Genomic DNA, 24389 nt, shown 5'->3' on the forward strand with positions numbered 1-24389 from the left:
TCCTGCCCTGCCGCGCTTACTTCTTGCGCTGCGGCGGCAAGTCGGTGCAAGTGCCGTGCGCCACTTCCGCCGCCATGCCGATGGACTCGCCCATGGTCGGGTGCGGGTGGATGGTCTTGCCGATATCGGTGGCGTCGCAACCCATTTCGATGGCCAGGCAGACTTCGCCTATCATGTCGCCCGCATGCGGGCCGACGATGCCGCCGCCGATGATCTGGTGGCTTTCGGCGTCGAAGATCAGCTTGGTGAAGCCCTCGTCGCGGCCATTGGCGATCGCGCGGCCGGAGGCGGCCCACGGGAACACGCCCTTCTCGATCTTCAGGCCCTGCTTCTTGGCTTCGTCCTCGGTGACGCCGACCCAAGCCACTTCCGGATCGGTGTAGGCCACGCCCGGGATCACGCGCGCGTCGAAGTAGGACTTCTGGCCGGCGCAGTTCTCCGCCGCCACATGGCCTTCATGCACGCCCTTGTGCGCCAGCATAGGCTGGCCGACGATGTCGCCGATGGCGAAGATGTGCGGCACATTGGTGCGCTGCTGCTTGTCCACCGGGATGAAGCCGCGGTCGGTCACCGCGATGCCGGCGTTCTCGGCGCCCAGCAGCTTGCCGTTCGGCGCGCGGCCGGTGGCGTACAGCACCAGGTCGTAGCGCTGCGGCTCTTTCGGCGCTTGATCGCCCTCGAAAGTCACCCACACGCCGTCGTCCTTGGGCTCCACGGCCACGGTCTTGGTGTTGAGCATGATGTTGTCGAAACGGTGGGCGTTCCACTTCTGCCACACTTTGACCAGGTCGCGGTCCGCGCCCTGCATCAGGCCGTCCATCATTTCCACCACGTCCAGGCGCGCGCCCAGCGTGGAATAGACGGTGCCCATTTCCAGGCCGATGATGCCGCCGCCGATGATCAGCATGCGATTGGCCACGCCCTTCAGTTCCAGCGCGCCGGTGGAATCCACCACGCGCGGATCGTCCGGAATGAACGGCAGCTTCACCACGCGGGAACCGGCGGCGATGATGGCGTTCTTGAATTTGATGATCTTCTTCTCGCCACTCTCTTCACGGCCCTTGCCGGTGGTCAGCGAGACTTCGATATGGTGCGGATCGATGAAATGACCATTGCCGCGCACGATGTCCACCTTGCGCGCCTTGGCCATGCCGCCCAGGCCGCCGGTCAGCTTGGCGATGACCTTTTCCTTGTAGCCGCGCAGCATGTCGATGTCCACTTCCGGCTTGCCGAACTTGATGCCGTTGGCGGCCAGGTGGCTGACTTCGTCGATCACCGCCGCATTGTGCAGCAGCGCCTTGGACGGGATGCAGCCCACGTTCAGGCACACGCCGCCCAGGGTGGCGTAACGCTCGACGATGACCACTTTCAGGCCCAGGTCGGCCGCGCGGAAGGCGGCGGAATAACCGCCGGGGCCGCCGCCCAGCACCATCACATCGCACTCGATGTCGGCGCCGCCGCCATGGCTGGCGGCGACCGGAGCGGCTTGCGGCGCGAAACCGGCCTGGGTGGTGGCGGACGCGACGCCGGTGGTTTCCACCGGCTTCACTTCAGCCGGAGCCGCGGCGGCGCCGGCGGCTTCAATCACCACGATCAGATCGCCTTCGGACACTTTGCTGCCCACGGCGACGCGCACTTCCTTGACGGTGCCGGCGGCTTCCGCCGGCACTTCCATCGTGGCCTTGTCGGTTTCCAGCGTGATCAGGCTGGCTTCTTTTGCGATCACATCGCCCGGCTTGACGAAGACTTCGATCACGTCCACGTTGCCGTGGCCGCCGATGTCCGGGACTTTCAATTCGATCAGATTGCTCATGGTTTTCCATCCGCAATGTTGAGCGGCCGGCGCGGAGCCGGCCGCCTCGAGTCTGGGCTGATTCTGTAGCGAGAAAGCCCGCCGCGCGGGCGTTTCCCCTACATCCTGCGACAGAAGGGCGGAACGCCCCGCCGTTACAGGATCAGACGGCGTACGTCAGTCAGCAGCTTGCCCAAATGCACGGTGAAGCGCGCGGCGGCGGCGCCATCAATCACGCGGTGATCGAAGGACAGCGACAGCGGGCACATCAGGCGCGGCGCGAATTCCTTGCCGTTCCACACCGGCTTGATCTGCGATTTGCAGACGCCGAGGATGGCCACTTCCGGCGCGTTGACGATGGGCGTGAAGCTGGTGCCGCCAATGCCGCCCAGACTGGAAATGGTGAAGGTCGCGCCCTGCATGTCGGTGGGCTTGAGCTTGCCTTCGCGCGCCAGCTTGGACAGATCGGTCAGTTCCTGCGCGATCTGGCGCAGGCCCTTCTTGTCGGCGTCCTTGATCACCGGCACTACCAGGCCGTTAGGCGTGTCGGCGGCGAAACCGATGTGGTAGTACTCCTTCAGCACCAGGTTATCGCCATCCAGCGAACTGTTGAAGTTCGGGAAGGCTTTCAGCGCTTCGGCGGCGGCCTTGATGATGAAGGCCAGCGGGCTGATCTTCAGGCCGGACTTTTCCCATTCCTTGCCCACGGTCTTGCGGAAGTCTTCCAGCTCGGTGATGTCGCACTCGTCGTTGAACGTGACGTGCGGGATCATCACCCAGTTGCGCGACAGATTGGCGCCGGAAATCTTCTGGATGCGGGACAGCGGCTTGGTTTCGATAGCTCCGAACTTGGCGAAATCGACTTTCGGCCACGGCAGCAGATCCAGACCGCCGCCGGAGGAGGCCGCGGCGGCCGGAGCCAGCGCCACCGGGTTCTGCATCACGCCCTTGACGAAGGCTTTGACGTCGGCGTCGGTGATGCGGCCCTTGCGGCCATTGCCCTTGACCTTGCCCAGGTCCACGCCCAGTTCGCGCGCCAGACGGCGCACCGACGGACCGGCGTGGACCTTGGAGAAGGAGACTTCGTCGATGGCGGCGGCGGCAGCGACCGGAGCCGGCGCGGCTGCGGCGGCCACCGGGGCAGGTGCGGCTGCAACAGCAGGTGCGGCAGCAGCCACGGCTGCCGGTGCGGCGGCGGCGGCGGCGGCGGCAGCGCCTTCCACCACCACGATCAGATCGCCTTCGCTGACCTTGTCGCCCACTTTCACTTTGACTTCCACCACGCGGCCGGCGGCGGAGGCCGGCACTTCCATGGTGGCCTTGTCGGTTTCCAGCGTGATCAGGCTGTCGTCGACGGCGATCTCATCGCCGACCTTGACGGTGACTTCGATCACATCGACGCCGTTGTGGCCGCCGATGTCCGGCACGCGGATTTCGCTGCGGCCGGAAGCCGCCGGCGCGGCAGGCGCGGCGGCGGGAGCGGCGGCAACCGGAGCCGGAGCCGCGGCCGGGGCGGCTGCGGGCGCCGCAGCGGTGGCGGCCGGGGCCGGCGCGGACGCGGCGGCGCCCACTTCCAGGATGGCGATCACGTCGCCTTCGGAGATCTTGCCGCCGACGACGGCTTTGACTTCCTTGATCACGCCCGCGGTTTCCGCCGGCACTTCCATGGTGGCCTTGTCGGTTTCCAGCGTGATCAGGGAGTCGTCCACGGACACGGTCTGGCCCGGGGCGATGAATACTTCGATGATGTCTACATTGCTGTGACCGCCGATGTCGGGCACTTTCAATTCGATCAGATTGCTCATGAGCTTTCCATTCGTAAGGCGGAAGCCCCTGCTGGGGTTTGCCGCCGGATATCCGCTACAGATTCGCTTGCCATGCAAAGGCGGAAGACCCCGGTCTGAACCGGGGCTTCCGCTTTGCGATTACACTTTCCAGCTAGGCAGCTTGTCGGTCTTGATGCCGTACTTGGCGATCGCCTCGGCCACCTTGGACGCTTCGATCTTGCCGTCGCGCGCCAGCGCGGACAGAGCAGCCAGCGCCACGTGGTAGCGGTCCACCTCGAAGAAGGAACGCAGGTTGGCGCGGCTGTCGGAGCGGCCGAAGCCGTCGGTGCCCAGCACCACGTAACGGCCCGGAACGTATTCGCGGATCTGGTCGGCGTAGTTGCGGATGTAGTCGGTAGCGGCCACCACCGGGCCCTGACGGCCGGCCAGCTGCTGTTCGACGTAGCAGGCGCGCGCCTCGGCGGTCGGGTGCAGCAGATTGTGGCGCTCGGCTTCCATGCCGTCGCGACGCAGCTGGTTGAAGGAGGTCACGCTCCAGATGTCGGCGGCCACGCCGAAATCGTTCTTCAGCAGATCGGCCGCGGCCATCACTTCGCGCAGAATGGTGCCGGAGCCCATCAGCTGCACTTTCACCTTGGCGTCGCCGCCGTCCTGCAGCAGGTACATGCCCTTCAGGATGCCCTCTTCCGCGCCCGCCGGCATCGCCGGGTGAACGTAGTTCTCGTTCATCAGGGTCAGGTAGTAGAAGACGTCTTCCTGCTCGGCGTACATGCGGCGCAGGCCGTCTTGCACGATCACCGCCAGTTCGTAGGCGAAGGTCGGGTCGTAGCTGATGCAGTTCGGGATCAGGCCGGCCTGGATGTGGCTGTGGCCGTCTTCGTGCTGCAGGCCTTCGCCGTTCAGCGTGGTGCGGCCGGCGGTGCCGCCCAGCAGGAAGCCGCGGGCGCGCATGTCGCCGGCGGCCCAGGCCAGGTCGCCGATGCGCTGGAAGCCGAACATCGAGTAGTAGATGTAGAACGGAATCATCTGCTGGCTGCTGTTGGCGTAGCTGGTCGCCGCGGCGATCCAGTCGGCCATCGCGCCCGGCTCGTTGATGCCTTCCTGCAGAATCTGACCGTCCTTGGATTCCTTGTAGAACATCAGCTGGTCATGGTCTTGCGGCACGTAGTTCTGACCCTGGGTGGACCAGATGCCGTACTGGCGGAACATGCCTTCCATGCCGAAGGTGCGGGACTCGTCCGGCACGATGGGCACCACGCGCTGGCCGATGTTCTTGTCCTTCATGATGGTGCCCAGCATGCGGACGAAGGCCATCGTGGTGGAGAACTCGCGGTCGCCCGACGCTTGCAGCTGCGCGTCGAACACGGACAGTGCCGGCACTTGCAGCGCATTGGTCACCGGCTTGCGCGCCGGCAGGTAGCCGCCCAGCGCCGCGCGGCGCTCGCGCATATACTTCATTTCCGGGCTGTCTTCGGCCGGCAGGTAGTACGGCACGTTAGCCAGGTCTTCATCGGAAACCGGAATGCCGAAACGGTCGCGGAAGTTGCGCAGCGAATCCAGATCCATCTTCTTGGCCTGGTGCGCGATGTTCTTGGCTTCGCCGGAAGCGCCCATGCCGTAACCCTTGATTGTCTTGGCCAGGATCACGGTCGGACGGCCGTTGGCGTTGTTGGACGCCTCGTGGTAGGCGGCGTACACCTTGTGCGGGTCATGGCCGCCGCGGTTCAGCGCCCAGATCTCGTCGTCGGACATATTGGCGACCATTTCGCGCAGCTCCGGGTATTTGCCGAAGAAGTGTTCGCGAACGTAAGCGCCGTCCTTGGATTTGAAGGTCTGGTAATCGCCGTCCACGCATTCGTCCATGCGCTTTCTCAGCAGGCCCTTGCTGTCCATCGCCAGCAGCGGGTCCCAACGCGAGCCCCAGATCACTTTCAGCACATTCCAACCGGAACCGCGGAAATCGCCTTCCAGTTCCTGAATGATCTTGCCGTTGCCGCGCACCGGGCCGTCCAGACGCTGCAGGTTGCAGTTGATCACGAAGATCAGGTTGTCCAGGCCTTCACGGGCGGCCATGGCGATCGCGCCCAGCGATTCCGGCTCGTCCATCTCGCCGTCGCCGCAGAAGCACCACACCTTGCGGCCGTGGGTCTTGGCCAGACCGCGGCTTTCCAGGTACTTGAGGAAGCGGGCCTGATAGATGGCCATCAAGGGGCCCAGGCCCATAGACACGGTCGGGAACTGCCAGAAGTCCTTCATCAGCCACGGGTGCGGATAGGAGGACAGGCCGTTGCCGTCCACTTCCTGGCGGAAGCTGTCCAGCTGTTCGGTGGAGAGGCGACCTTCCATGAAGGCGCGCGCGTACACGCCCGGGGAAATATGGCCCTGGAAGTAGATCAGATCGCCGTCTTGCTCATCGTTCTGGGCGCGCCAGAAGTGGTTGAAGCCGACGTCGTACAGGGTGGCGGAGGACTGGAAGGAGGCGATGTGGCCGCCCAGTTCCAGGTCCTTCTTGCCGGCGCGCAGCACCAAAGCGGCGGCGTTCCAGCGGTTGATCGAGCGGATGCGATGCTCCAGCTCGTGGTTGCCCGGCGACTTCATTTCTTTGCCGAGCGGAATGCTGTTCTGGTATGCGGTGGTGGCGTCAAACGGCAGATGGGCGCCGCGGCGGCGGGTGCGCTCAACCAGTTGTTCCAGCAGGTAATGCGCGCGCTCCGGGCCTTCGGCGTCCAGCACCGACTCCAGCGCTTCAGTCCATTCCTGGGTTTCCAACGGATCGATATCGTCAGGGAAAGTTGCAGCCATCTCTGGTCCTCACAGCAAGGTGGATCGGGGGCCGTATGTAGCACTGCGCGGCCCCGCGTTATTTCAATCGGCTCGAATTCGAACCTATTTATTAGCTTCAGATTATAAACGAACGCAATCGCAAATAAAAATGTTCATTTTCGAAAAGAGCGTCGTATCTTGAGCAAGTGTACGTCCACCCGCTTTCACAAAGGAATAGGTCAAGCGTACTAACGCTTGTTTCCGGGTGGAAAACATCGATTATTGCGCCGCACCATGTTGTTTTTTTGCGATTTGCTGTCGCAAATTGAAACATTTGTTTCAGTTGCGCGCCTACTTCTTCTTCTCTTCCCGCACCAGCCGGTCCAACTCGCGGATGCGCGCTTCGATCGAAGAGCGCAGGTAGAAGTCGTCGCCCTTGGCCTTGCTGGCCAGTTGGAACTGCTCCATCGCCGGCGAGTAGCGCTGTTCATAATAGAAGGCATTGCCCAGGGCCGCGTGATAACGCAACGGGTCGCGGTCCACGTACAGCCCGGCCTGGCGCCGGTATAGCGCCGGGTCATCCGGCCGCTGGCTCAAGCGGCTCTTGATCAGGCTCAGCGCGCCCTGATTGTCGCCGCTGGCGATGGCGATATCGATGTCCAGCAACTGCAGCGACTGGCTCTGCGGAAAACGGACGAGGCCGGCGCGCACCGCGCCGCGGGCGGCGGGCCAGTCCTTGCGCTCGCGCTCTATCGCCACCTCCAGGCCTCGCAGCATGGGATGATCCGGCAGCTTGCTCCGCGCCTTGGCCAAGGCCTGACGCGCGCCGGCGATATCACGCTGGCGCAGCTTGACCTGGGCCAGGCCATACCACTGCGCGCCCTCGTTCAGATACAGACCGCGATCGAGCGCGGCTTCGTAATAACGCAGGCCCTCCTCCGGCGTCATCACCGTGGCGCGCAGCTTCTCGCGCACCAATAGATAGTCGCTGCTGTCGGCGCGCATCTTCACCGGATAATCCAGCGCCCGGTTCTCGGCCTCGCTGATGCGCTCCAGCGTCACCGGGTGGGTGCGCAGAAAGGCCAGCGCCGCGTTGTCGCTGTAGCGTTCGTTCTGCTGCAGCCGCTGAAAGAAGGCCGGCATGCTGCGCACATCGAAACCAGCCTGACTCATATACTGCATGCCGACACGGTCGGCCTCGCGCTCGAAATCGCGTGAAAACGCCAATTGATTGGAAATCGACAAGCCCATGCCGGCGGACACCACCCCCATCGCGCCCTGGCCGCTGCCGGCCTTGGCCGCCAGCGCGGCGGCGATGATGGTGCCCAGCAACAGCAAGGGACTGGTGGCGCTGCTGGCCGCCTTCATCCGCGCGATGTGGCGCTGGGCGACGTGGGCAGTTTCATGCCCCAGCACCGAGGCGAGCTCGCCCTCGCTCTGGGTCGCCAGCAGCAGCCCGATATTGATGCCGATATAGCCGCCGGGCATGGCGAAGGCGTTGATGCCGCTGTCGTTGACGCAGAAATAGGTGAAGCCGACGCCGGGCAGCTTGACGCCGCTGGACAGCCGGCCGCCGATATCGTTGAGGTAGTCGTTGATTTCCTGATCGTCGACGATGTCGCCGGCCTCCAGCATCGCGCGCCAGGCCTGGCGGCCGATGCGGTTCTCGTCCGCCAGCGTCAGCGAGGCGTCGGACACCTCGCCCAGGTCGGGCAGATCGGCATAAGAGACGGGAGGGTGCAGCAGGGTCAGCGCCAGCACGCCGGCCAGCAGGGTCTGTTTGCTCATCCGGCTATGATAGCCAGGTTCGCCCACAAGTTGCATGAGGCGGCGCAATATCAACTGTCAAAGAGTATTGAGGCAAGGGCCGGTGTAGAATCTCGCGCGCAAGTGCGAGGCAAGGCGACAACCGCAGAGAAAGCGGAATGCGTACATGGCATCTGAGCATTTCGATGGGGCACTCACCGTGCGGCGTCTGGCACAGTGCAGCGGATCGTAAACAGGCTCTAGGCGGCCAGCGCCTCCCACGCCGCCTGCGTGCTCAAGTGCACGCGGCCGCTGAAACCGGCCAGCAAGCCGCCGCCCTCCATCCGCTGCGCCACCGGCCCCTTGATTTCGGCCAGATGCAGCGTCACGCCGCGCGCCGCCAGTTCCGCGTCCAGACGCGCCAACATCAGCAAGGCGCTGGTATCGATACGGTTGACCGCGCTCATGATCAGCAGCAATCTGGACGCATCCGGCCGCGCGGCCAGCCGCGCCAGCACCTCGCCGCGCACCTGGCGGGCGTTGCCGAAAAACAGGCTTTCGTCCACCCGCAGAAACAGCGCGCCGGGCAGATGCTCCACCGCGAAGCGCAAGCGGTTGCGGAAGTGATGGCTGCCCGGCAGCCGCCCCAGTTCAGCGATATGCGGCCGGCTGCTGCGCCACAACATGGCGGCCAGCGAGGTCAGCACGCCGGCGACGATGCCGGAATCCACCCCCAGCCACAACACCAGCGCGAAGGTCAGCGCGAACGCCGCCGCGTCGGCGCGGTCAGTGCGCCAGGCCAGGCGCAGGCTGTCGAAACGTATCATGCCCGCCACCGAGGCGATGATCATCGCCGCCAACACCGGCAAGGGCAGCAAGGCCAGCCAGGCGGCGGCAAAGCCGGCCAGCAGCAGCAGGCCCAGCGCGGCGATCACCGAGGCCAGCTGAGTCTGGGCGCCGGCCTCGGCATTGACCAGAGAACGGGTCAGCCCGCCGGTGACCGGGAAACCGCCGGACAAGCCGGCGCCGATATTGCACAGGCCCAGCGCCAACAGCTCCCGGTCCGGGTCCACCTCCTCGCCGCGCCGCTGCGCCAGCGTCTGCACCACCGCCAGGCTCTGCACATAATTGACCAAGGCAATGAAAAAAGCCGGCAAGGCCAATTGCGACCACTGCGCCAGGCTCAGAGCCGGCCAGATCGGCGCCGGCAAACCCGACGGCACCGCGCCCACCACCGGCAGCGCCGCGCTCAGATCCAGGCCGGCCACCAGCGCCATGCCCAGCAGCACCGCCAGCAAGGGCGCCAGCCGCAACCACAGCTGCCGCGCCGCAGCCGTCAGGCCGCAGCGGCGCAAACAGGCGTCCCCGCGCCAGCGCGCCAACAGCAATAACACCAGCGCCGATACGCCGAACGGCAGCGCGACACGGTTGATGTCATCGACAGCCCGCCACAGGCCGGACAGCAGTTGCGGCAGCGCAGCGCCGCCGGACGACACGCCCAGCAAGGGCCCCAATTGCGACAGCACGATCAGCAAGGCCGACGCCGAGGTGAAGGCAGCCAGCACCGGCTCGGACAGCAGATCGGCGATGAAACCCAAGCGCAACAGGCCCAGCACCGCCAGCATCAGACCCGACATCAGCGCCAGGCCGATGGCCAGCGCCAGATAATCGCCGGAGCCCGGCTCGGCCAGCCGCGCCAGCGTCGCCGCCACCAATAAGGAGGTCATCGCCATCGGCCCCACCGACTGCGCGTGGCTGCGCCCCGCCAGCGCGTAGATCAGCAAGGGGGCGATGCTGGCGTACAAACCGGCCTCGGCCGGCAGTCCGGCCACCAAGGCGTAAGCCAGACCCTGCGGCGCCAGCAACAAGGTCACCACCAGGCCGGCGCTCAGATCGCCGGCCAAGTATTCACGCCGATAGCCGCTCAGCCAGGCCGGTAAGCAGCGCTTCACCCGCGCTGTTCCAAGGCGCCCGGCCAGCCCCATGCCGGCCGCCATCGCCAACAGGAACAAGCCGCCTTGGGGCGACAGCATGCCCCCCAGCAGCAAGGCCGGCCCAGGGCAGATGCCGGCCAGGCCCCAGCCGATGCCGAACAGCAGGCTGCCGCCTATCAGCCGTCGCGTCAGCGGCGTCTTGGCCGGCCACTGCGCCGGCTCGCCCAAGAGCCCGCGCGGGCGGCGCTCGGCCAGACGGAAGGCCGGCCAGGCCGCGGCGATAGCGCCGACCATCACCAGCGCCAGGCTGGGGTCCCAAGCGCCGCCCAGATCCAGAAAAGCCAGCACCTTGGCCGGATTGGCCATGCCGGACAACAACAGGCCCAGGCCGAACAACAGGCCGGCGCCCGCCATCGACGATAAGCGCTTCCACTCCGCGGCCATCTTCACGCCCCCCAATGCCTAAACATGGCCACCGTGACGAAGCCGGCGCACATGAAGGCCATCGTCGCCGCCAGCGAACGCGGCGACAGCCGCGCCAAGCCGCAAACGCCATGGCCGCTGGTGCAACCGGACGCCAGACGCGTGCCGACGCCCACCAAGATGCCGGCAAGCAGCAAGCGGCCGCCGCCGGCCTCGACCAGGCTGACCGGCAAGCCGCCAACCGCGAGCAACCACAAGCCCGGCGCCGCCATCAAGCCCAGCACAAAGGCCAATCGGGCGCGCCAATCCGTCCGCCGCTCCAGCAGGCCGGACACCATTCCGCTGATGCCGGCGACGCGGCCATGCAACAAGGCCAGCCACGCCGCCGCCAAGCCGATCAGCGCGCCGCCCAACAGGGCTTGCCACGGCGTGAACGCCTGCCAGTCCAAGATCATTGCGCCTCTCCCACCGAAGCGTCCGCGCAGAACAAGGCGTGCAAGGCGTTCAGCAAGGCCAGCGCGTCCTGGCTGGCCACGCTGTAATACACCCACTTGCCATCGCGCCGCGTTGTCACCAGGCCCTCATTGCGCAGCACGCCCAATTGCTGGGACAGCGTCGGCTGGTGAATGCCGGTCAGGCGCTCCAGTTCCGACACCGATTTTTCCCCATCCACCAGCTGGCACAGCAGCAGCAGCCGGTCCTCGTTGGCCAGGCCCTTCAGCAGCAAGGCGGCGCGGCCGGCATTGGCGCGCAGCAGATTCAAATCCATATTCATTCCCCCGCCGCGACTGCGGCGCTGCCAACATTATGTTTTATAATATAATGTAAATCAACTAACTGTTACCGTCGCGCCACAGTGTTTCCATGCCGCCACATGGCCTATCAGTCACCCTCCCCACCGGAAAAACTGTTGTAGACTCAAGGCCATGAACCTATTTCAAGCTGCGGCTCCAGCCCGGCCCGTCAGCGCCGCTGCATCGCCCGCCCTCCCCTCCGCTCCCAGACAACTGGTGCACGAACGCGGCATTCCCGCTTTCGGCATGTATCAGGGCATCATCGACCGGCTGGACTGGCGCGCGCTGAAAGCCACTCCCTACCAGCGCCTGACGCGCAAACTGCACCACAAGCGCTGGCAGTACGCGGCCATCGCCCATCCGGCCTTCTTCATCGGCGTCGCCATCGTCGATGTGGGCTGGACCGGCACCGCCTTCGCCTACCTGTTCGATCGCAAGCGCGGCGAGGTCATCGCCGCCGTCAGCGCCAACGGCCTACCCGGCCTGTCCACCCAGGTGGAAGACCGCGCCTTCGGCGACGCCTCCTTCCACGCCGGCCGCTGCCGGCTGAGTTTCCGCCGCAACGGCGAGCGCCTGGAACTGGCGGTGGACGCGCCGCAGCTGAAAGTGGCCGCGCACATTCAATTGACGGAGATGCCGCCGGTGCTGGCGGTGATCGCGCCGGCCAACTGGCTGGCCCACTCCACTCACAAGAGCGGCGGGCTCAGGATCAGCGGCTTCGCCGATTGCCAGGACCAGCGCTACTCGCTGGACGGCGCGGTGGCGGCGCTGGACTATTCCAACGGCCTGCTGGCGCGGGAAACCCGCTGGCGCTGGGCCAGCGCGCACGCGCTGGAACTGGGCTTCAATCTGCAACAAGGCTATATGGGCGACACCGAGAACGCCGCCTGGTTGCATGGCAAGCTGATCCGGCTGGGACCGGTCAGCTTCGACTACCAGCCGGAGGACCCTTTGCAAGGCTGGCGCATGCAGAGCGACAACGGCCTGCTGGAACTGGACTTCACCCCGGAAGGCGCGCGCCGCGAGGACAAGAACCTGCTGATCGCCGCCAGCCGCTATGTACAGCCCATCGGCCGCTTCAACGGCCAGATCCGCGACCCGGACAGCGGCGCCGTTCACTTGGTGCGCGATTTGCTGGGCGTGACCGAGGACCATCTGTCGCGTTGGTGAACGTAGCCCGCTCGATGCGGCAAGCCAGCGCCCATTCGCCGCCATTGTCTGACGTTCATTGCAATTCCCTGCCATAAGCAGGGCAATTCCACGCTTGCGAAAATACAAGACCGGCCGGAACAACAGTGGTAGGATGCGCCCGCAACCGAGTATTTTCTCTAAACGACCAAACCAATCGTCAGAGTCTGTCCATGATCATTTTGTACCGCGCCAGAACGCTCATGAACCGACTCTCTGTAGGAGATTGCCATCATGGATAGATTAAGCGCTCTGCTTGAACACAATCGCCACTTCGTGGAAAACCGCGAATACGAGCAATTCAAGACCGACAAGTTTCCAGGCAAAGGCCTGGCCGTGCTGGCCTGTATGGACGCGCGCCTGGTGGAACTGCTGCCCAAGGCCATGGGCCTGAAGAACGGCGACGCCAAGCTGATCAAGAACGCCGGCGCGCTGATCACCCACCCCTGGGGCTCGGTGATGCGCAGCCTGATCATGGCGGTGTACGAATTGCGCGCCGACGAAATCTGCGTGGTCGCCCACCGCGACTGCGGCATGCGCGCGGTCGATCCGCAGCGCGTGCTGGACCATGCGATGGAACGCGGCGTGTCGGAAGACACCATCGCCACGCTGCGCGCGGCCGGCATCGACCTGGACGGCTGGCTGAAGGGCTTCGACAACGTGTCCGACAGCGTGCGCCACACCGTGCACACCATCCGCAACCATCCGCTGATGCCCAAGGACGTGCCGGTGCACGGCATGGTGATCCACCCGTCCACCGGCCGGCTGGAAGTCATCGTCGACGGCTACCTGAACGACGACGCGCAGGAGTAAGCCGGTGCGGCTGGGCCTGTTCGGCGGCACCTTCGACCCCATCCACAACGCCCATCTGCGCATGGCCGAGGCCTTCGCCGCGGAACTGGCGCTGGACGAGGTCAGGCTGGTCCCGGCCGGCCGGCCCTATCACCGCAGCCATGGCCCGCACGCCACGCCGGCGCAGCGCCTCGCCATGGCCGAGCTGGCGGTGGACGATTACCCGCGACTGGCGGTGGACGCTCGCGAAGTGCACCGCCCCGGCGCCGCCTACACCATAGACACCCTGGCGGAGCTGCGCGCCGAGTCGGGCCCCGATGCCGAACTGTGGTTTCTGATCGGCGGCGACTCGCTGGCCACGCTGCACACCTGGAAGCGCTGGGACGAACTGTTGCATTTCGCCAACCTGGCCGTGGCGCTGCGCCCCGGCTTCGACCCGGCGGCGTTGCCGGCGCCGATACAGCCCTTGTGGCGCGCCCGGCAAGTCTATGATTTTTCAAATCGAACCGCATCCGGTACAATCCGCCCCTTGGCCTTGCCGCCGGTAGACATCGCGGCCACCGACATCCGCCTGCGCCTGGCGCGCGGCGACGCGGTGGATGACGTGCTGCCCCCCGCGGTGCTGGCCTATATCCGCCAACACCGGCTATACCGGACAATATAGCCGCCGTGTCCGGCCATTTTCCGCCAGGCCGCCCAAGGCGGCCGGCAACCATTCACGCAAGCAATACGGCAGGCCTGCCGGACGCGCCGCACGCGCCGGCCCCGCCCGCCATTCCGCGACAGCTTCGCCGTCGGCCACGGTCGGCGCGGACAGCCGCACAGGAAAAGGACATTATGGAAGTGCAAGATATTGCCAAGCTGGCGATCGAGGCCCTGGAAGACGTCAAGGGCAAGGACATCGTTGAACTGGACACCAGCAATCTGACCCAGTTGTTCCAACGCATGATCGTCGCCACCGGCGACTCCAACCGCCAAGTCAAGGCGCTGGCCAACAGCGTGCACGTCAAGCTGAAGGAAGCCGGCGTCGACATCGTCGGCAGCGAAGGCCACGAGAGCGGCGAATGGGTGCTGGTGGACGCCGGCGACGTGGTGGTGCACGTGATGCTGCCGGCGGTGCGCGACTACTACGACATCGAAGCGCTGTGGGGCGGCCAGAAGCCCAGCTTCCTGCCGCCGGGCGGCCGCCCGTGGTCCGCGGTCTGACTCAAGACCAAGCGCTAGCCGCAATCAACGGGGACTCTGGTCCCCGTTTGTGTTTTTACTGGCCCTGACACTCATGAAAATCACCATTCTCGCCGTCGGCACCAAGATGCCGCGCTGGGTGGACGAAGCCTACAGCGATTACGCCAAGCGCTTCGGCCGCGACATCACGCTGGAACTGAAGGAAATCAAGCCGGAGAAGCGCGGCGGCGGCGTCACCGCCGAAAAAGGCATTGCCGCCGAGCACGAGCGGCTGCTCGCCGCCATCCCGCCGCGCGCGCGACTGGTGGTGATGGACGAACGCGGCAAGAACTGGACTTCGGTGCGCCTGGCCGAAGGCCTGAAGGAATGGATGGCCGGCGGAGATGACGTGGTCTTCATCATCGGCGGCGCCGACGGCCTGGCGGCGGAATTGAAGCAGCGCGCCGACGTGCTGCTGCAGCTGTCGGCGATGACGCTGCCGCATGGCATGGTGCGGGTGATGCTGGCCGAACAGATCTATCGCGCCTATTCCATCCTCAACAACCACCCCTACCACCGCGAGTAGACACCGCGCGGACGGATCAAGCCGGCGGCGAGGCCTGCGCCGCCGCCGGCGGCAAGCTCTGCGGCGCCAGCCGGACCCACTCCACCGCCACCGTGTCATCGTCCTGCGGCAGCGCCGAGCCTTCGACGCGCGCCAAGCCGTTCAACCAGTTTTCATTGCCTGAAAAAATCATGACAGCTTCCTCCAGCCCTCGTGTTGCAGGCGCAGTTCCACCGCGGTGGCGGAACGGCGGCAGGCCACCACGGGAATGCCTTGCGCATTGGCGCTGTCGCGGTAATTGCGCATCACATTGTGTCCCAGGAAATCGGTGAGCAGAATCAGCAGATCCGGCTTGCCCGGCAGCGGCGCCTTACGCTGGTGCGCGACATTGCGCCCGCAGATGTGGCGGGCAATCCGGATGTTGTAGCTTTGCAGAACCGCCGGAATGTTTCCCAGGCTGTCCGCACCTATCAGCAGGGCATTCATCAGCCACCTCCTCTCGCGCGGCACCACTCGCCGCCTTGGCATGCAGCCACTCTATGCCGGACTCATTACGCAAGTAAAGATATATAAAATTAGTTTTTTATTTCTAACAAATATATAAATCCCGCGCCGCGCCCAATCGCGGCCAGGCCAGGCCTGATTCCACATAAAACACTGAAATGAAAAGAAAAATCGGCTCATTTCCATTGCCAGACAAAGGAAAGCGCCGAGGCGAGCTAAAACTCAAAACCATCGACAGCCAAACCGAAACCCGATAGGCTGCGCGCCCTCGGCACACTCGCCCAACCCTTTGATCTGTATATACAAATGAACGCAGTTCTTCTGGCCGTCCTGGTCATGCTCGGGCTGGCGCTATTGCGCACCCACGTCGTCATCAGCCTGTTGATCGGCGCCCTGGTTGGCGGCCTAAGCGGCGGCCTGTCCCTGTCCCGCACGCTGGAGGCGTTCAACAACGGTATCACCGGTGGCGCCGCGGTGGCTCTGTCCTACGCCTTGCTCGGCGCCTTCGCGCTGGCTATCGCCAAATCCGGCCTACCGCACGCGATGGCGGACCTGGCGATCAAGCGGCTGGAACGCGGCGGCGCCCAGGGCAGGCTGAAATGGGCGCTGATCCTGCTGCTGGCCGTGGTCAGCATCGCCAGCCAGAACCTGGTGCCCATCCATATCGCCTTCATTCCGCTGCTGGTGCCGCCGCTGCTCTATGTGATGGCGCGGCTGCATCTGGACCGCCGCCTGGTCGCCTGCGTGATCACCTTCGGCCTGGTCACGCCCTATATGGTGTTTCCGGTCGGCTTCGGCGATATTTTCCTGAAACAGATCCTGCTGGGTAATATCGCCAAATCCGGCATGGACGTGCGCGGCCTCAATGTGATGCACGCGATGGCGATACCGGCGCTGGGCATGGTGGCCGGCCTGCTGTGGGCGGTGCTGGTCAGCTACCGCAAGCCGCGCCACTACGCGCTGGGCAAGATAGAAAACGTGGAACGCACCCATGCCCGGGTCAGCCGCAAATCGCTGACGACCGCGCTACTGGCGATCGCGCTGGCCTTCGCGGTGCAGCTGTATACCGACTCCATGATCATGGGCGCGCTGGCGGGCTTCCTGCTGTTCCTCGCCGTCGGCGTGGTGAAATGGAAGGATGCGGACGGCTTGTTCAACGAGGGCATGAAGATGATGGCGATGATAGGCTTCACCATGATCACCGCCCAGGGCTTCGCCGAGGTGCTGAAAGCCACCGGCCAGGTGGGCGCGCTGGTCAGCGCCAGCGCCGGCCTGTTCGCCGGCAATCAGGGCGTGGCCGCCTTCGCCATGCTGCTGGTGGGCCTGGTGGTGACCTTGGGCATAGGTTCGTCCTTTTCCACCGTGCCCATCCTGACCGCTATCTACGTGCCGCTGTGCATGCACCTGGGCTTCTCGCCGCTGGCCACCGTCGCCATCATCGGCACCGCCGGCGCGCTGGGCGACGCCGGCTCGCCGGCCTCGGACTCCACGCTGGGTCCGACCTCGGGCCTGAATGTGGACGGCCAGCACGACCATATCCGCGACACCGTGCTGCCCACCTTCCTGCACTACAACTTGCCGGTGCTGGCGGCCGGCTGGATTGCGGCGATGGTGTTGTAGAATGGCCGGCATGGATGATCAAATCGATGCCCGCCTGGCCGAAATGGAAGTGAAACTCGCCTTCCAGGACGAATTATTGGACACGCTGAACGCCACCGTGGCGCGCCAGCAGAAAGAGATGGAATTGCTGCAGCAGCAAATGCGCCTGCTCTACCAGCAATTCCGCCAGGCTCAGCCGGACGACGCCGCGTCCGGCCTCAGCCTGCGCGACGAGATTCCGCCGCACTATTGAGGAGCAGGCGGTTCACGCGCCCCGGCGCCGCGACACCACCGCCTCGATATTCTTGCGGCCGATCAACGGCGCCGGCTCCGGCATGTCGGCCGGCTCCGGCCCCAGCCACTTGTACATCACCAGGCAGTCCACCAAGCCCAGCCGCGCGTGGCGGTAAGCGCGCGGCAGCCGTCCCACCTGCTCGTAGCCCAGCTTGCGCCACAAGGCCACAGCCACCTCGTTGCTGGCCACCACCGAGTTGAACTGCATCGCCAGGAAACCGCTGTCCAGCGCCAAGCGCTGCGAATGCTCGCACATCAGCCGCGCCACGCCCTTGCCGCGCGCCGCTTCGGCCACCATATAGCCGCAATTGCAGACATGGCCGCCCGGGCCGGCGGCATTGGGCTTGAGAAAATACGAGCCCAGCAGCACGCCGTCCTCCTCCGCCACCAGGGTGTGCAGCGGCAGCCGCAGCCACAGCTCGCGAGCCTGTTCCCGTGTCAGCTCCGGATCGAAGGCATAGGTTTCCCTGGCCGCCACCACCGCTTGGAACACCGGCCAAAAGCGTTCGAAATCGCCGTCCTTCATCGCCCGTATCGTAATCATGCCGCCTCCTGTTTCAATTGCGCCGTCGCCGGCTTGCCGCTCATGCGTCCCGACAACAGACTGGCGCTGGCGATCAGCGCGCCGCCCAGCCATTCACGCGACGTCATCGCCTCTCCGGCCAACAGATAGGCCGACGCCGCCGCGAACAACAACTCCATCAGCATCAACGTCATCGTCTGCGTCGCCGGCAGAATGGACACGCCGTGCTGCGATATCACGCTGGTGCACAACAGGGTCACGCCCAGAATGCCCAGCACCAGCCAGCTTTGCGGCGGAATCTCCAGAATGCCGCCCAATTGTCCGGCCAACGCCAGCTTGATCGCTCCTATGGACGCCACGCCGAACCAGATCGACGCCGATTTGACCGGCACCGGAATGCCCCTGGCGTTGCGGCTGAGCACATTGCCCAGTGCAAAAGCCATGCCGCCGGACAAGGCCAGCCACTCATAACGGTGGCTAAGCGGCAGTTCTCCGTCGAACAAGCCTGGGCGGTAGATGAAGATGAAGCTGCCGAGCAACGACAGCGCCACCACCAGCCAGCCACTGCCGGTCAAACGCTCCTTCAGGATCAGCCGCGACAGGAACACCGTCCACAGCGGCGACAGGTAGAACAGCAGCAGCACCCGCACCACCTGACCCTCGGACACCGCCCAGGTATAGCTGTAGTTGCACCAGCCAAACACCGCGGCCAGCAACAGCAGCACCGGCTGCCAGCGGAACTGGCGGCGGTAGACATCGAAGAAGGTGATCAGCCCCAGCGCGATGGCCACCAGATAGACCACCAGCGAGGTGGTCGCCACGCTGACGCCGCCCTGATTCAGGCTGCGGAACGGATACCACATCAGCCCCCATACCAACGCGGTGGTGAGAATGCCGCAGATGGCGAGAAATTTTTGTTTTACAGGTGTCATCGCTTGTTCTTAAGATATTCTGTTTGTTTGCGCTCGTTTTGGAGACACCGTGAACCCCCGCCTGGCCCAATTGCAGCCCTATCCCTTCCAGCGCCTGCGCGCGCTGCTCGCTGGCGTGACGCCGCCGGCGGACAAGCCGCACATCAATCTGTCGATAGGCGAACCCAAGCACCCGACACCGGAACTGGTGGAGCAGGCGCTGATAGCCAATCTGGCCGGCTTGTCGCAATACCCGGCCACACTGGGCAGCGAGGCGCTGCGCCAGGCCTGCGCCGCATGGATGCGGCGACGCTATGATCTGGATCTGGATGCGCAAAGCGAGATACTGCCGGTCAATGGCAGCCGTGAAGCCTTGTTTGCTTTTGTGCAGACGGTGATAGACGCCAGCGGCGCTCAAACGCCTATCGTGATATCCCCGAATCCTTTTTACCAGATTTACGAAGGCGCGGCACTGTTGGCCGGGGCGGAACCCTATTATGTCAACTGTCTGGCGGAACAGCGCTTCCAGCCGGACTGGAGCCAGGTACCTGAAGCGGTGTGGCAGCGCACCCAATTGGTGATCGTGTGCAGCCCCGGCAATCCCACCGGCGCGGTGATGTCGCTGGCCGATTGGGAAACATTGTTCCAGCTGTCCGACCGCTATGGCTTCGTCATCGCCAGCGACGAGTGCTATTCCGAAATCCACTTCGGTCGGCCGCCGCTGGGCGGGCTGGAGGCGGCGCGCAAGCTGGGCCGCGGCTTTGAGCGGCTGGTGATGTTCACCAGCCTGTCCAAGCGCTCCAATGTGCCGGGCATGCGTTCCGGCTTTGTCGCCGGCGACGCCGCGCTCTTGGCCAAATTCCTGCTCTACCGCACCTACCACGGCAGCGCGATGAGCCTGACGGTGCAGGCGGCCAGCGTGGCGGCCTGGAACGACGAGGATCATGTCGAGTCCAACCGGGCGCAATACATCGCCAAGTTCGACGCGGTCACGCCGCGGCTGGCGATGGGCCTGGAAGTGCGGCGCCCGGATGCCGGCTTCTACCTGTGGGCCAAGGTGCCGAACGGGAATGATGTAGACTTCGCCAAGGCGCTGTTCGCCGAAGAACACGTCACCGTGCTGCCCGGCAGTTATCTGGCGCGCGACGCCCACGGCGTCAACCCCGGCGCCGCTTATGTCCGCGTCGCGCTGGTGGCCACGCTGGAAGAATGCGTGGCCGGCGTCGAGCGCATTGTCGCCTTCGTCGAACGCCAGACCTCCTGAATCCACACGGCCCGCCTCCGGCGCGGCCGCTTGAAAGCGAATTGAATGACGACTTCCATCCACATTGCCAAAGGACTGAATACCATGCATCCGATCCAGACCCTGATCGAAGAAGCGTTTGAGAAGCGCGCCGAGATCACGCCCGCCACCGTTTCCGCCGAACTGAAGTCCGCCATCGGCCAGGTGATCGCCGAGCTGGACGCCGGCCGCCTGCGCGTGGCGGAGAAACAGGGCGCCGACTGGGTGGTGAACCAGTGGGTGAAGAAGGCGGTGCTGCTGTCCTTCCGCATCCGCGACAATGAACTCTCCGACGACGGCGTCAACCGCTACTTCGACAAGGTCGACACCAAGTTCGCCGACTGGAACCCGGCCCGCTTCCAGGAGGCCGGTTTCCGCGTGGTGCCGGGCGCGGTGGCGCGCAAGGGCAGCTTCATCGCCAAGAACACCGTGCTGATGCCGTCCTACGTCAACATCGGCGCCTATGTCGACGAAGGCGCGATGGTGGACACCTGGGCCACCGTCGGCTCCTGCGCCCAGATCGGCAAGAACGTGCACCTGTCCGGCGGCGTCGGCATCGGCGGCGTGCTGGAGCCGTTGCAGGCCAACCCCACCATCATCGAGGACAACTGCTTCATCGGCGCGCGTTCGGAAATCGTCGAAGGCGTGATCGTCGGCGAAGGCTCGGTGATCTCCATGGGCGTCTACATCGGCCAATCCACCAAGATCTACGACCGCGAAACCGGCGAGGTCAGCTACGGCCGCGTGCCGCCGGGTTCGGTGGTGGTGTCCGGCAACCTGCCCAGCAAGGACGGCAGCCACAGCCTGTACTGCGCGGTGATCGTAAAGAAAGTGGACGCTCAGACTCGTAGCAAGACCAGCATCAACGAGTTGCTGCGCGGCGTCTAAACGCGAGCCTGGCGCCGCCCTGCCGGCGCTAGCGGACAGTTTTTCCCGAAACTGTCCGCCTCTGCCGCAGACCGGCGGGCCCGCCGGTCTCATTGCAATGCAGCATATTTGCATCGCTTCCACCTCTGAAATTTGGCTACTTCACGACAAATCTATAAAATCTCCAGTTCGAAAAGAATCGGCAAAAAAAGCGGCCGCTTTCCAACAGCGCCTCATCCGGCTCAAGCGGCCTGATAATCAAGCGCTGCCAACAACCGCTTTGCCTGAACGGACCGCATCGCACCGCTCCGGGTCCGCCGTTTCAACCGAAGCCGTCCGCGGCTTCTTGCACGCAATCTGGAAACTTTGTGTCTTCTGACAATTTCATCGAGTTCAGAAACGTCAGCTTCGCCTATGGCGAGCGGCCCATTCTGAAAAATCTCAGCCTCGCCATTCCGCGCGGCAAGCTGGTCGCCGTCATGGGCGGCAGCGGCAGTGGCAAGACCACGCTGCTGCGCCTGATCTCCGGCCAGAACCGCCCGCAATCCGGCGAAGTGCTGGTCGACGGCAAGAACATCGCCAAGATGAGCGCCGCCGAGCTTTATCAGCACCGCCGCCGCATGGGCATGCTGTTCCAGTTCGGCGCGCTGTTCACCGATCTGTCGGTGTTCGACAACGTCGCCTTCCCCATCCGCGAGCACACCAAGCTGCCGGACAGCATGGTCCGCGACCTGGTGACCATGAAACTGGAAGCCGTCGGTCTGCGCGGCACCCAGCAGCTGATGCCGGCCGAGCTCTCCGGCGGCATGGCGCGCCGCGTGGCGCTGGCGCGCGCCATCGCGCTGGACCCGCAGCTGATGCTGTACGACGAACCGTTCACCGGCCTGGACCCGATCTCGCTGGGCGTGATCGCCCACCTGATCAAGAAACTCAACAACGCGCTGGGCACCACCGCGGTGATGGTTACCCACGATGTGCACAAATCGCTGGAAATCGTCGACCACGTGCTCTTCGTCGCCGGCGGCGAAATCGTCGCCCAAGGCACGCCGGATCAGGTGCGCAATTCGGATTCGCCCTGGGTGCACCAGTTCATCTGGGGCGAAGCCGACGGCCCGGTGCACTACGCCTACCCGGCGGAGCGCTCGCTCGCCGCGGATCTGGGACTCAGCGGAGACAGCCATGCTTGATCTGATCACCGCGCCGCTGCGCAAGCTCGGCCATCTCACCATCAACGCGGTCTGGCGGCTGGGCTTCGCCTGCCGCTTCCTGGTCGCCATCCTGCGCGGCAGCGCGCAGAGCCTGCTGCGGCCGCAGCTGACCATACGCGAGATCTACTTCGCCGGCGTGATGTCGCTGATCATCATCCTGGTGTCCGGCCTCTTCGTCGGCATGGTGCTGGGCCTGCAAGGCTATAGCACCCTGGCCAAGTTCGGCTCCGCCGACGCGCTGGGCGCGGTGGTGGCGCTGGCGCTGTTGCGCGAGCTGGGCCCGGTGCTGGCCGCGCTTCTATTCGCCAGCCGCGCCGGCAGCGCGATGACCGCCGAAATCGGCCTGATGAAGACCACGGAGCAACTGGACGCGATGAGCGTGATGGCGGTAGACCCCATCGCCCGCGTGGTGGCGCCGCGCTTCTGGGCCGGCGTGATCTCCATGCCCATCCTGGCCGCGCTGTTCAACGTGGTCGGCATCTTCGGCGGCTATCTGGTCGGCGTGGTGATGATAGGCCTGGACGTCGGCACCTTCTGGTCGCAGATGCAAGCCAACGTCGACCTGCACTTCGACGTGGTCAACGGCCTGATCAAGAGCCTGTGCTTCGGCGTCGCCGTCACCCTGATCGCCGTGTTCGAAGGCTTTGACGCCACCCCGACGGCCAGCGGCATTTCCGCCGCCACCACCCGGACCGTGGTCACCTCCGCATTGGTCATTCTGGCGCTGGATTTCATCCTGACCGCCTTCATGTTCTAGGAAAAACCCGAATGAAACGCTCTACTATTGATTTGTGGGTAGGCATCTTTGTGGCGCTGGGCATCGCCGCCGTCACCTTTCTGTCGCTCAAGGTCGCCAACCTGGTGCCGCAAAGCGCCAATCAGACTTACGTGCTGTATGCCGACTTCGACAACGTCGGCGGCCTGAAGGTGAAGGCGCCGGTCAAGGAGGCCGGCGTGGTGATCGGACGCGTGGCCGACATCCGGCTCAACCCGAAAACTTATCGCGCCCGCGTGACTCTGAACATAGATAAAGCCTATCAGCTCAGCGACGACGCCAGCGCGTCGATTCTGACCGCCGGCCTGCTGGGCGAACAATATATCGGCATGCTGCAAGGCGGCTCGGAAACCAATCTGGCCCCGGGCGGCACCATCACCATCACCTCCTCGGCCATGGTGCTGGAACAATTGATCGGCAAATTCATGACCGGCTTCACCGAAAAAAGCGCCGACAAATAAGGCGCGCTGACGGGGCATCCCGCCACTGGAAAACCGGCTGGCTCCGGGCGCTACCCCGCCCCGCCAGCCTTACCGATTGGAAAAACGATGAAAAAACTACTCGCACTCTGCTGTTTGCTGTTCGGCCTGTCCGCCGTGGCCCATGCCGCCGGCGACGCCCCCACTGATGTGATCAAGGACGCCTCCCGCCAGATTCTGGATGTGTTGAAGCAGGACAACGGCAAGAACACCAAGCAGATCCGCCAGCAGGCGGAAACCCTGGCGGTGCCGATGTTCGACTTCCAGCGCATGACCGCGCTGGCCGTGGGCCTGGGCTGGCGCCAGGCCAGCGCCGAGCAGCGCACCCAACTGACCCAGCAGTTCCAGACCCTGCTGGTGCGCACCTATTCCGCCACCATGACCCGCTTCAAGACCGCCCAGGTCGACGTCAAGCCCAATCCGGTGATGAGCAACGGCGACCGCGACGCCACGGTGAAAACCGCGGTGACGCTGCCGGGCAACGCCAGCCCGGTGGCGGTGGACTACACCCTGAACAAGGGCGCGCAAGGCTGGAAAATCTATAACGTCAGCGTGGAAGGCGCCAGCCTGGTCACCGTCTACCGCAACTCCTTCAATGAGGAAGTGCGCAAGAACGGCGTGGACGGCCTGATCAAGCTGCTGCAGAACAAAAACGCGGCGCCGGTAGCCGCCGCACCGGCGGCCAAGGGCAACGGCTGATGCTGGAACACACCGCGCCTGGCCGCGCTCGTCTCAGCGGCCAACTGAATATGGACAGCTGCGGCGCGCTCGCCGCGCCGCTGGCCAAGCTGGCCGGTGAAGCGCCGCTGCGGCTGGATTTATCCGGCATCGCCAGCGCCGACTCCGCCGCGCTGGCCCTGTTGCTAGGCGCGCGCCGCGCCGCCGATGCGGCCGGCCACGCGCTGGCTCTGGAAAACTGGCCGAGCGGGCTCAGCGCCCTGCTGGACCTGTACTCGCTGGCGGAGCTGCTGTCCGCCACGGCGGCGGATTGATATGCGG

The 24389-nt window shown here is 64.9% G+C and carries 25 protein-coding genes; 14 read left to right on the forward strand and 11 right to left on the reverse strand.

Features of this window, described 5'->3' with window-relative positions; genetic code table 11:
• Positions 1 to 16: 16 nt before the first annotated feature.
• From lpdA to ACE3QM_RS01665, 7 genes are all read right to left on the reverse strand, one after another.
• Positions 17 to 1813 (reverse strand): dihydrolipoyl dehydrogenase, encoded by a 1797-nt coding sequence (gene lpdA / locus ACE3QM_RS01635; protein ID WP_048407956.1) that lies wholly within the window; start codon positions 1811 to 1813, stop codon positions 17 to 19.
• A 134-nt stretch (positions 1814 to 1947) separates the two neighbouring features.
• Positions 1948 to 3597 carry a dihydrolipoyllysine-residue acetyltransferase gene (aceF, locus tag ACE3QM_RS01640; protein ID WP_374419747.1) on the reverse strand — a complete coding sequence of 550 codons (1650 nt, stop codon included), beginning with the start codon at positions 3595 to 3597 and terminating at the stop codon, positions 1948 to 1950.
• A gap of 120 nt (positions 3598 to 3717) precedes the next feature.
• Positions 3718 to 6381 carry a pyruvate dehydrogenase (acetyl-transferring), homodimeric type gene (gene aceE / locus ACE3QM_RS01645; RefSeq protein WP_374419749.1) on the reverse strand — a complete coding sequence of 888 codons (2664 nt, stop codon included), beginning with the start codon at positions 6379 to 6381 and terminating at the stop codon, positions 3718 to 3720.
• Between the two features lie 312 nt (positions 6382 to 6693).
• Positions 6694 to 8130, reverse strand: a complete 1437-nt coding sequence (locus tag ACE3QM_RS01650; RefSeq protein WP_374419751.1) for a M48 family metalloprotease — start codon at positions 8128 to 8130, stop codon at positions 6694 to 6696.
• 218 nt (positions 8131 to 8348) lie between these two features.
• Positions 8349 to 10466, reverse strand: a complete 2118-nt coding sequence (locus tag ACE3QM_RS01655) for a DUF6691 family protein (protein WP_374419841.1) — start codon at positions 10464 to 10466, stop codon at positions 8349 to 8351.
• Positions 10467 to 10468: 2 nt separating this feature from the next.
• Positions 10469 to 10900: a YeeE/YedE family protein gene (locus ACE3QM_RS01660; RefSeq protein WP_374419753.1), complete on the reverse strand. Its 432-nt coding sequence runs from the start codon at positions 10898 to 10900 to the stop codon at positions 10469 to 10471.
• Complete coding sequence (locus ACE3QM_RS01665; RefSeq protein WP_231460765.1) at positions 10897 to 11214, reverse strand: metalloregulator ArsR/SmtB family transcription factor; 318 nt, start codon at positions 11212 to 11214, stop codon at positions 10897 to 10899. The genes ACE3QM_RS01660 and ACE3QM_RS01665 overlap by 4 nt, the downstream gene beginning before the upstream one ends.
• Before the next feature lie 241 nt (positions 11215 to 11455).
• Between ACE3QM_RS01665 and ACE3QM_RS01670 the strand changes: the two genes are divergently transcribed.
• From ACE3QM_RS01670 to rlmH, 5 genes are all read left to right on the forward strand, one after another.
• Complete coding sequence (locus tag ACE3QM_RS01670) at positions 11456 to 12409, forward strand: DUF2804 domain-containing protein (RefSeq protein WP_231460764.1); 954 nt, start codon at positions 11456 to 11458, stop codon at positions 12407 to 12409.
• A 252-nt stretch (positions 12410 to 12661) separates the two neighbouring features.
• Entirely contained in the window at positions 12662 to 13240 is a 579-nt protein-coding gene (locus ACE3QM_RS01675; RefSeq protein ID WP_048407949.1) for a carbonic anhydrase, read from the forward strand.
• A 4-nt stretch (positions 13241 to 13244) separates the two neighbouring features.
• Complete coding sequence (gene nadD, locus ACE3QM_RS01680) at positions 13245 to 13883, forward strand: nicotinate-nucleotide adenylyltransferase (protein ID WP_374419757.1); 639 nt, start codon at positions 13245 to 13247, stop codon at positions 13881 to 13883.
• Between the two features lie 173 nt (positions 13884 to 14056).
• Complete coding sequence (gene rsfS, locus ACE3QM_RS01685; RefSeq protein ID WP_048407947.1) at positions 14057 to 14425, forward strand: ribosome silencing factor; 369 nt, start codon at positions 14057 to 14059, stop codon at positions 14423 to 14425.
• 73 nt (positions 14426 to 14498) lie between these two features.
• Positions 14499 to 14969 carry a 23S rRNA (pseudouridine(1915)-N(3))-methyltransferase RlmH gene (gene rlmH / locus ACE3QM_RS01690; protein ID WP_374419759.1) on the forward strand — a complete coding sequence of 157 codons (471 nt, stop codon included), beginning with the start codon at positions 14499 to 14501 and terminating at the stop codon, positions 14967 to 14969.
• A 16-nt stretch (positions 14970 to 14985) separates the two neighbouring features.
• Here rlmH and ACE3QM_RS01695 read toward each other — a convergent pair whose 3' ends face one another.
• Positions 14986 to 15141, reverse strand: coding sequence for a hypothetical protein (locus tag ACE3QM_RS01695; RefSeq protein WP_156183693.1), 156 nt, complete (start codon positions 15139 to 15141; stop codon positions 14986 to 14988).
• Positions 15138 to 15434, reverse strand: coding sequence for a DUF2325 domain-containing protein (locus ACE3QM_RS01700; RefSeq protein ID WP_374419761.1), 297 nt, complete (start codon positions 15432 to 15434; stop codon positions 15138 to 15140). Before ACE3QM_RS01700 ends, ACE3QM_RS01695 begins: the two co-directional genes overlap by 4 nt.
• Before the next feature lie 324 nt (positions 15435 to 15758).
• Here ACE3QM_RS01700 and ACE3QM_RS01705 point away from each other — a divergent pair, with 324 nt between their 5' ends.
• A complete protein-coding gene (locus ACE3QM_RS01705) occupies positions 15759 to 17072 on the forward strand; it encodes a Na+/H+ antiporter family protein (RefSeq protein ID WP_048407944.1) in 1314 nt (437 codons plus the stop codon).
• A 10-nt stretch (positions 17073 to 17082) separates the two neighbouring features.
• Positions 17083 to 17304: a SlyX family protein gene (locus tag ACE3QM_RS01710; RefSeq protein WP_048408029.1), complete on the forward strand. Its 222-nt coding sequence runs from the start codon at positions 17083 to 17085 to the stop codon at positions 17302 to 17304.
• A 12-nt stretch (positions 17305 to 17316) separates the two neighbouring features.
• Here the strand turns inward: ACE3QM_RS01710 and ACE3QM_RS01715 are convergent, their stop codons facing one another.
• Together ACE3QM_RS01715 and ACE3QM_RS01720 are read right to left on the reverse strand one after the other, a co-directional pair.
• Entirely contained in the window at positions 17317 to 17889 is a 573-nt protein-coding gene (locus ACE3QM_RS01715; RefSeq protein WP_374419763.1) for an N-acetyltransferase family protein, read from the reverse strand.
• On the reverse strand, positions 17886 to 18800 hold the full coding sequence (locus tag ACE3QM_RS01720) for a DMT family transporter (RefSeq protein WP_374419765.1): 915 nt from the start codon (positions 18798 to 18800) through the stop codon (positions 17886 to 17888). The genes ACE3QM_RS01715 and ACE3QM_RS01720 overlap by 4 nt, the downstream gene beginning before the upstream one ends.
• Positions 18801 to 18849: 49 nt before the next feature.
• On the opposite strand from ACE3QM_RS01720, the gene dapC reads away from it, so the two are divergent.
• The 7 genes from dapC (at position 18850) to ACE3QM_RS01755 (ending at position 24382) form a co-directional block, all read left to right on the forward strand.
• Positions 18850 to 20043 carry a succinyldiaminopimelate transaminase gene (gene dapC, locus ACE3QM_RS01725; RefSeq protein WP_231460760.1) on the forward strand — a complete coding sequence of 398 codons (1194 nt, stop codon included), beginning with the start codon at positions 18850 to 18852 and terminating at the stop codon, positions 20041 to 20043.
• Positions 20044 to 20127: 84 nt separating this feature from the next.
• Positions 20128 to 20949 (forward strand): 2,3,4,5-tetrahydropyridine-2,6-dicarboxylate N-succinyltransferase, encoded by an 822-nt coding sequence (gene dapD / locus ACE3QM_RS01730; protein ID WP_374419844.1) that lies wholly within the window; start codon positions 20128 to 20130, stop codon positions 20947 to 20949.
• Between the two features lie 347 nt (positions 20950 to 21296).
• Entirely contained in the window at positions 21297 to 22115 is an 819-nt protein-coding gene (locus ACE3QM_RS01735) for an ABC transporter ATP-binding protein (protein ID WP_048407940.1), read from the forward strand.
• Entirely contained in the window at positions 22108 to 22893 is a 786-nt protein-coding gene (gene mlaE, locus ACE3QM_RS01740; RefSeq protein ID WP_048407939.1) for a lipid asymmetry maintenance ABC transporter permease subunit MlaE, read from the forward strand. Before ACE3QM_RS01735 ends, mlaE begins: the two co-directional genes overlap by 8 nt.
• Positions 22894 to 22904: 11 nt before the next feature.
• Positions 22905 to 23372, forward strand: coding sequence for an outer membrane lipid asymmetry maintenance protein MlaD (mlaD, locus tag ACE3QM_RS01745; RefSeq protein WP_048407938.1), 468 nt, complete (start codon positions 22905 to 22907; stop codon positions 23370 to 23372).
• Between the two features lie 87 nt (positions 23373 to 23459).
• On the forward strand, positions 23460 to 24089 hold the full coding sequence (locus ACE3QM_RS01750; RefSeq protein ID WP_048407937.1) for a phospholipid-binding protein MlaC: 630 nt from the start codon (positions 23460 to 23462) through the stop codon (positions 24087 to 24089).
• On the forward strand, positions 24089 to 24382 hold the full coding sequence (locus ACE3QM_RS01755; RefSeq protein ID WP_374419770.1) for an STAS domain-containing protein: 294 nt from the start codon (positions 24089 to 24091) through the stop codon (positions 24380 to 24382). Before ACE3QM_RS01750 ends, ACE3QM_RS01755 begins: the two co-directional genes overlap by 1 nt.
• Positions 24383 to 24389 lie beyond the last annotated feature (7 nt).

It is taken from the genome of Chromobacterium sp., assembly GCF_041912965.1.
GTDB lineage: Bacteria > Pseudomonadota > Gammaproteobacteria > Burkholderiales > Chromobacteriaceae > Chromobacterium > Chromobacterium aquaticum.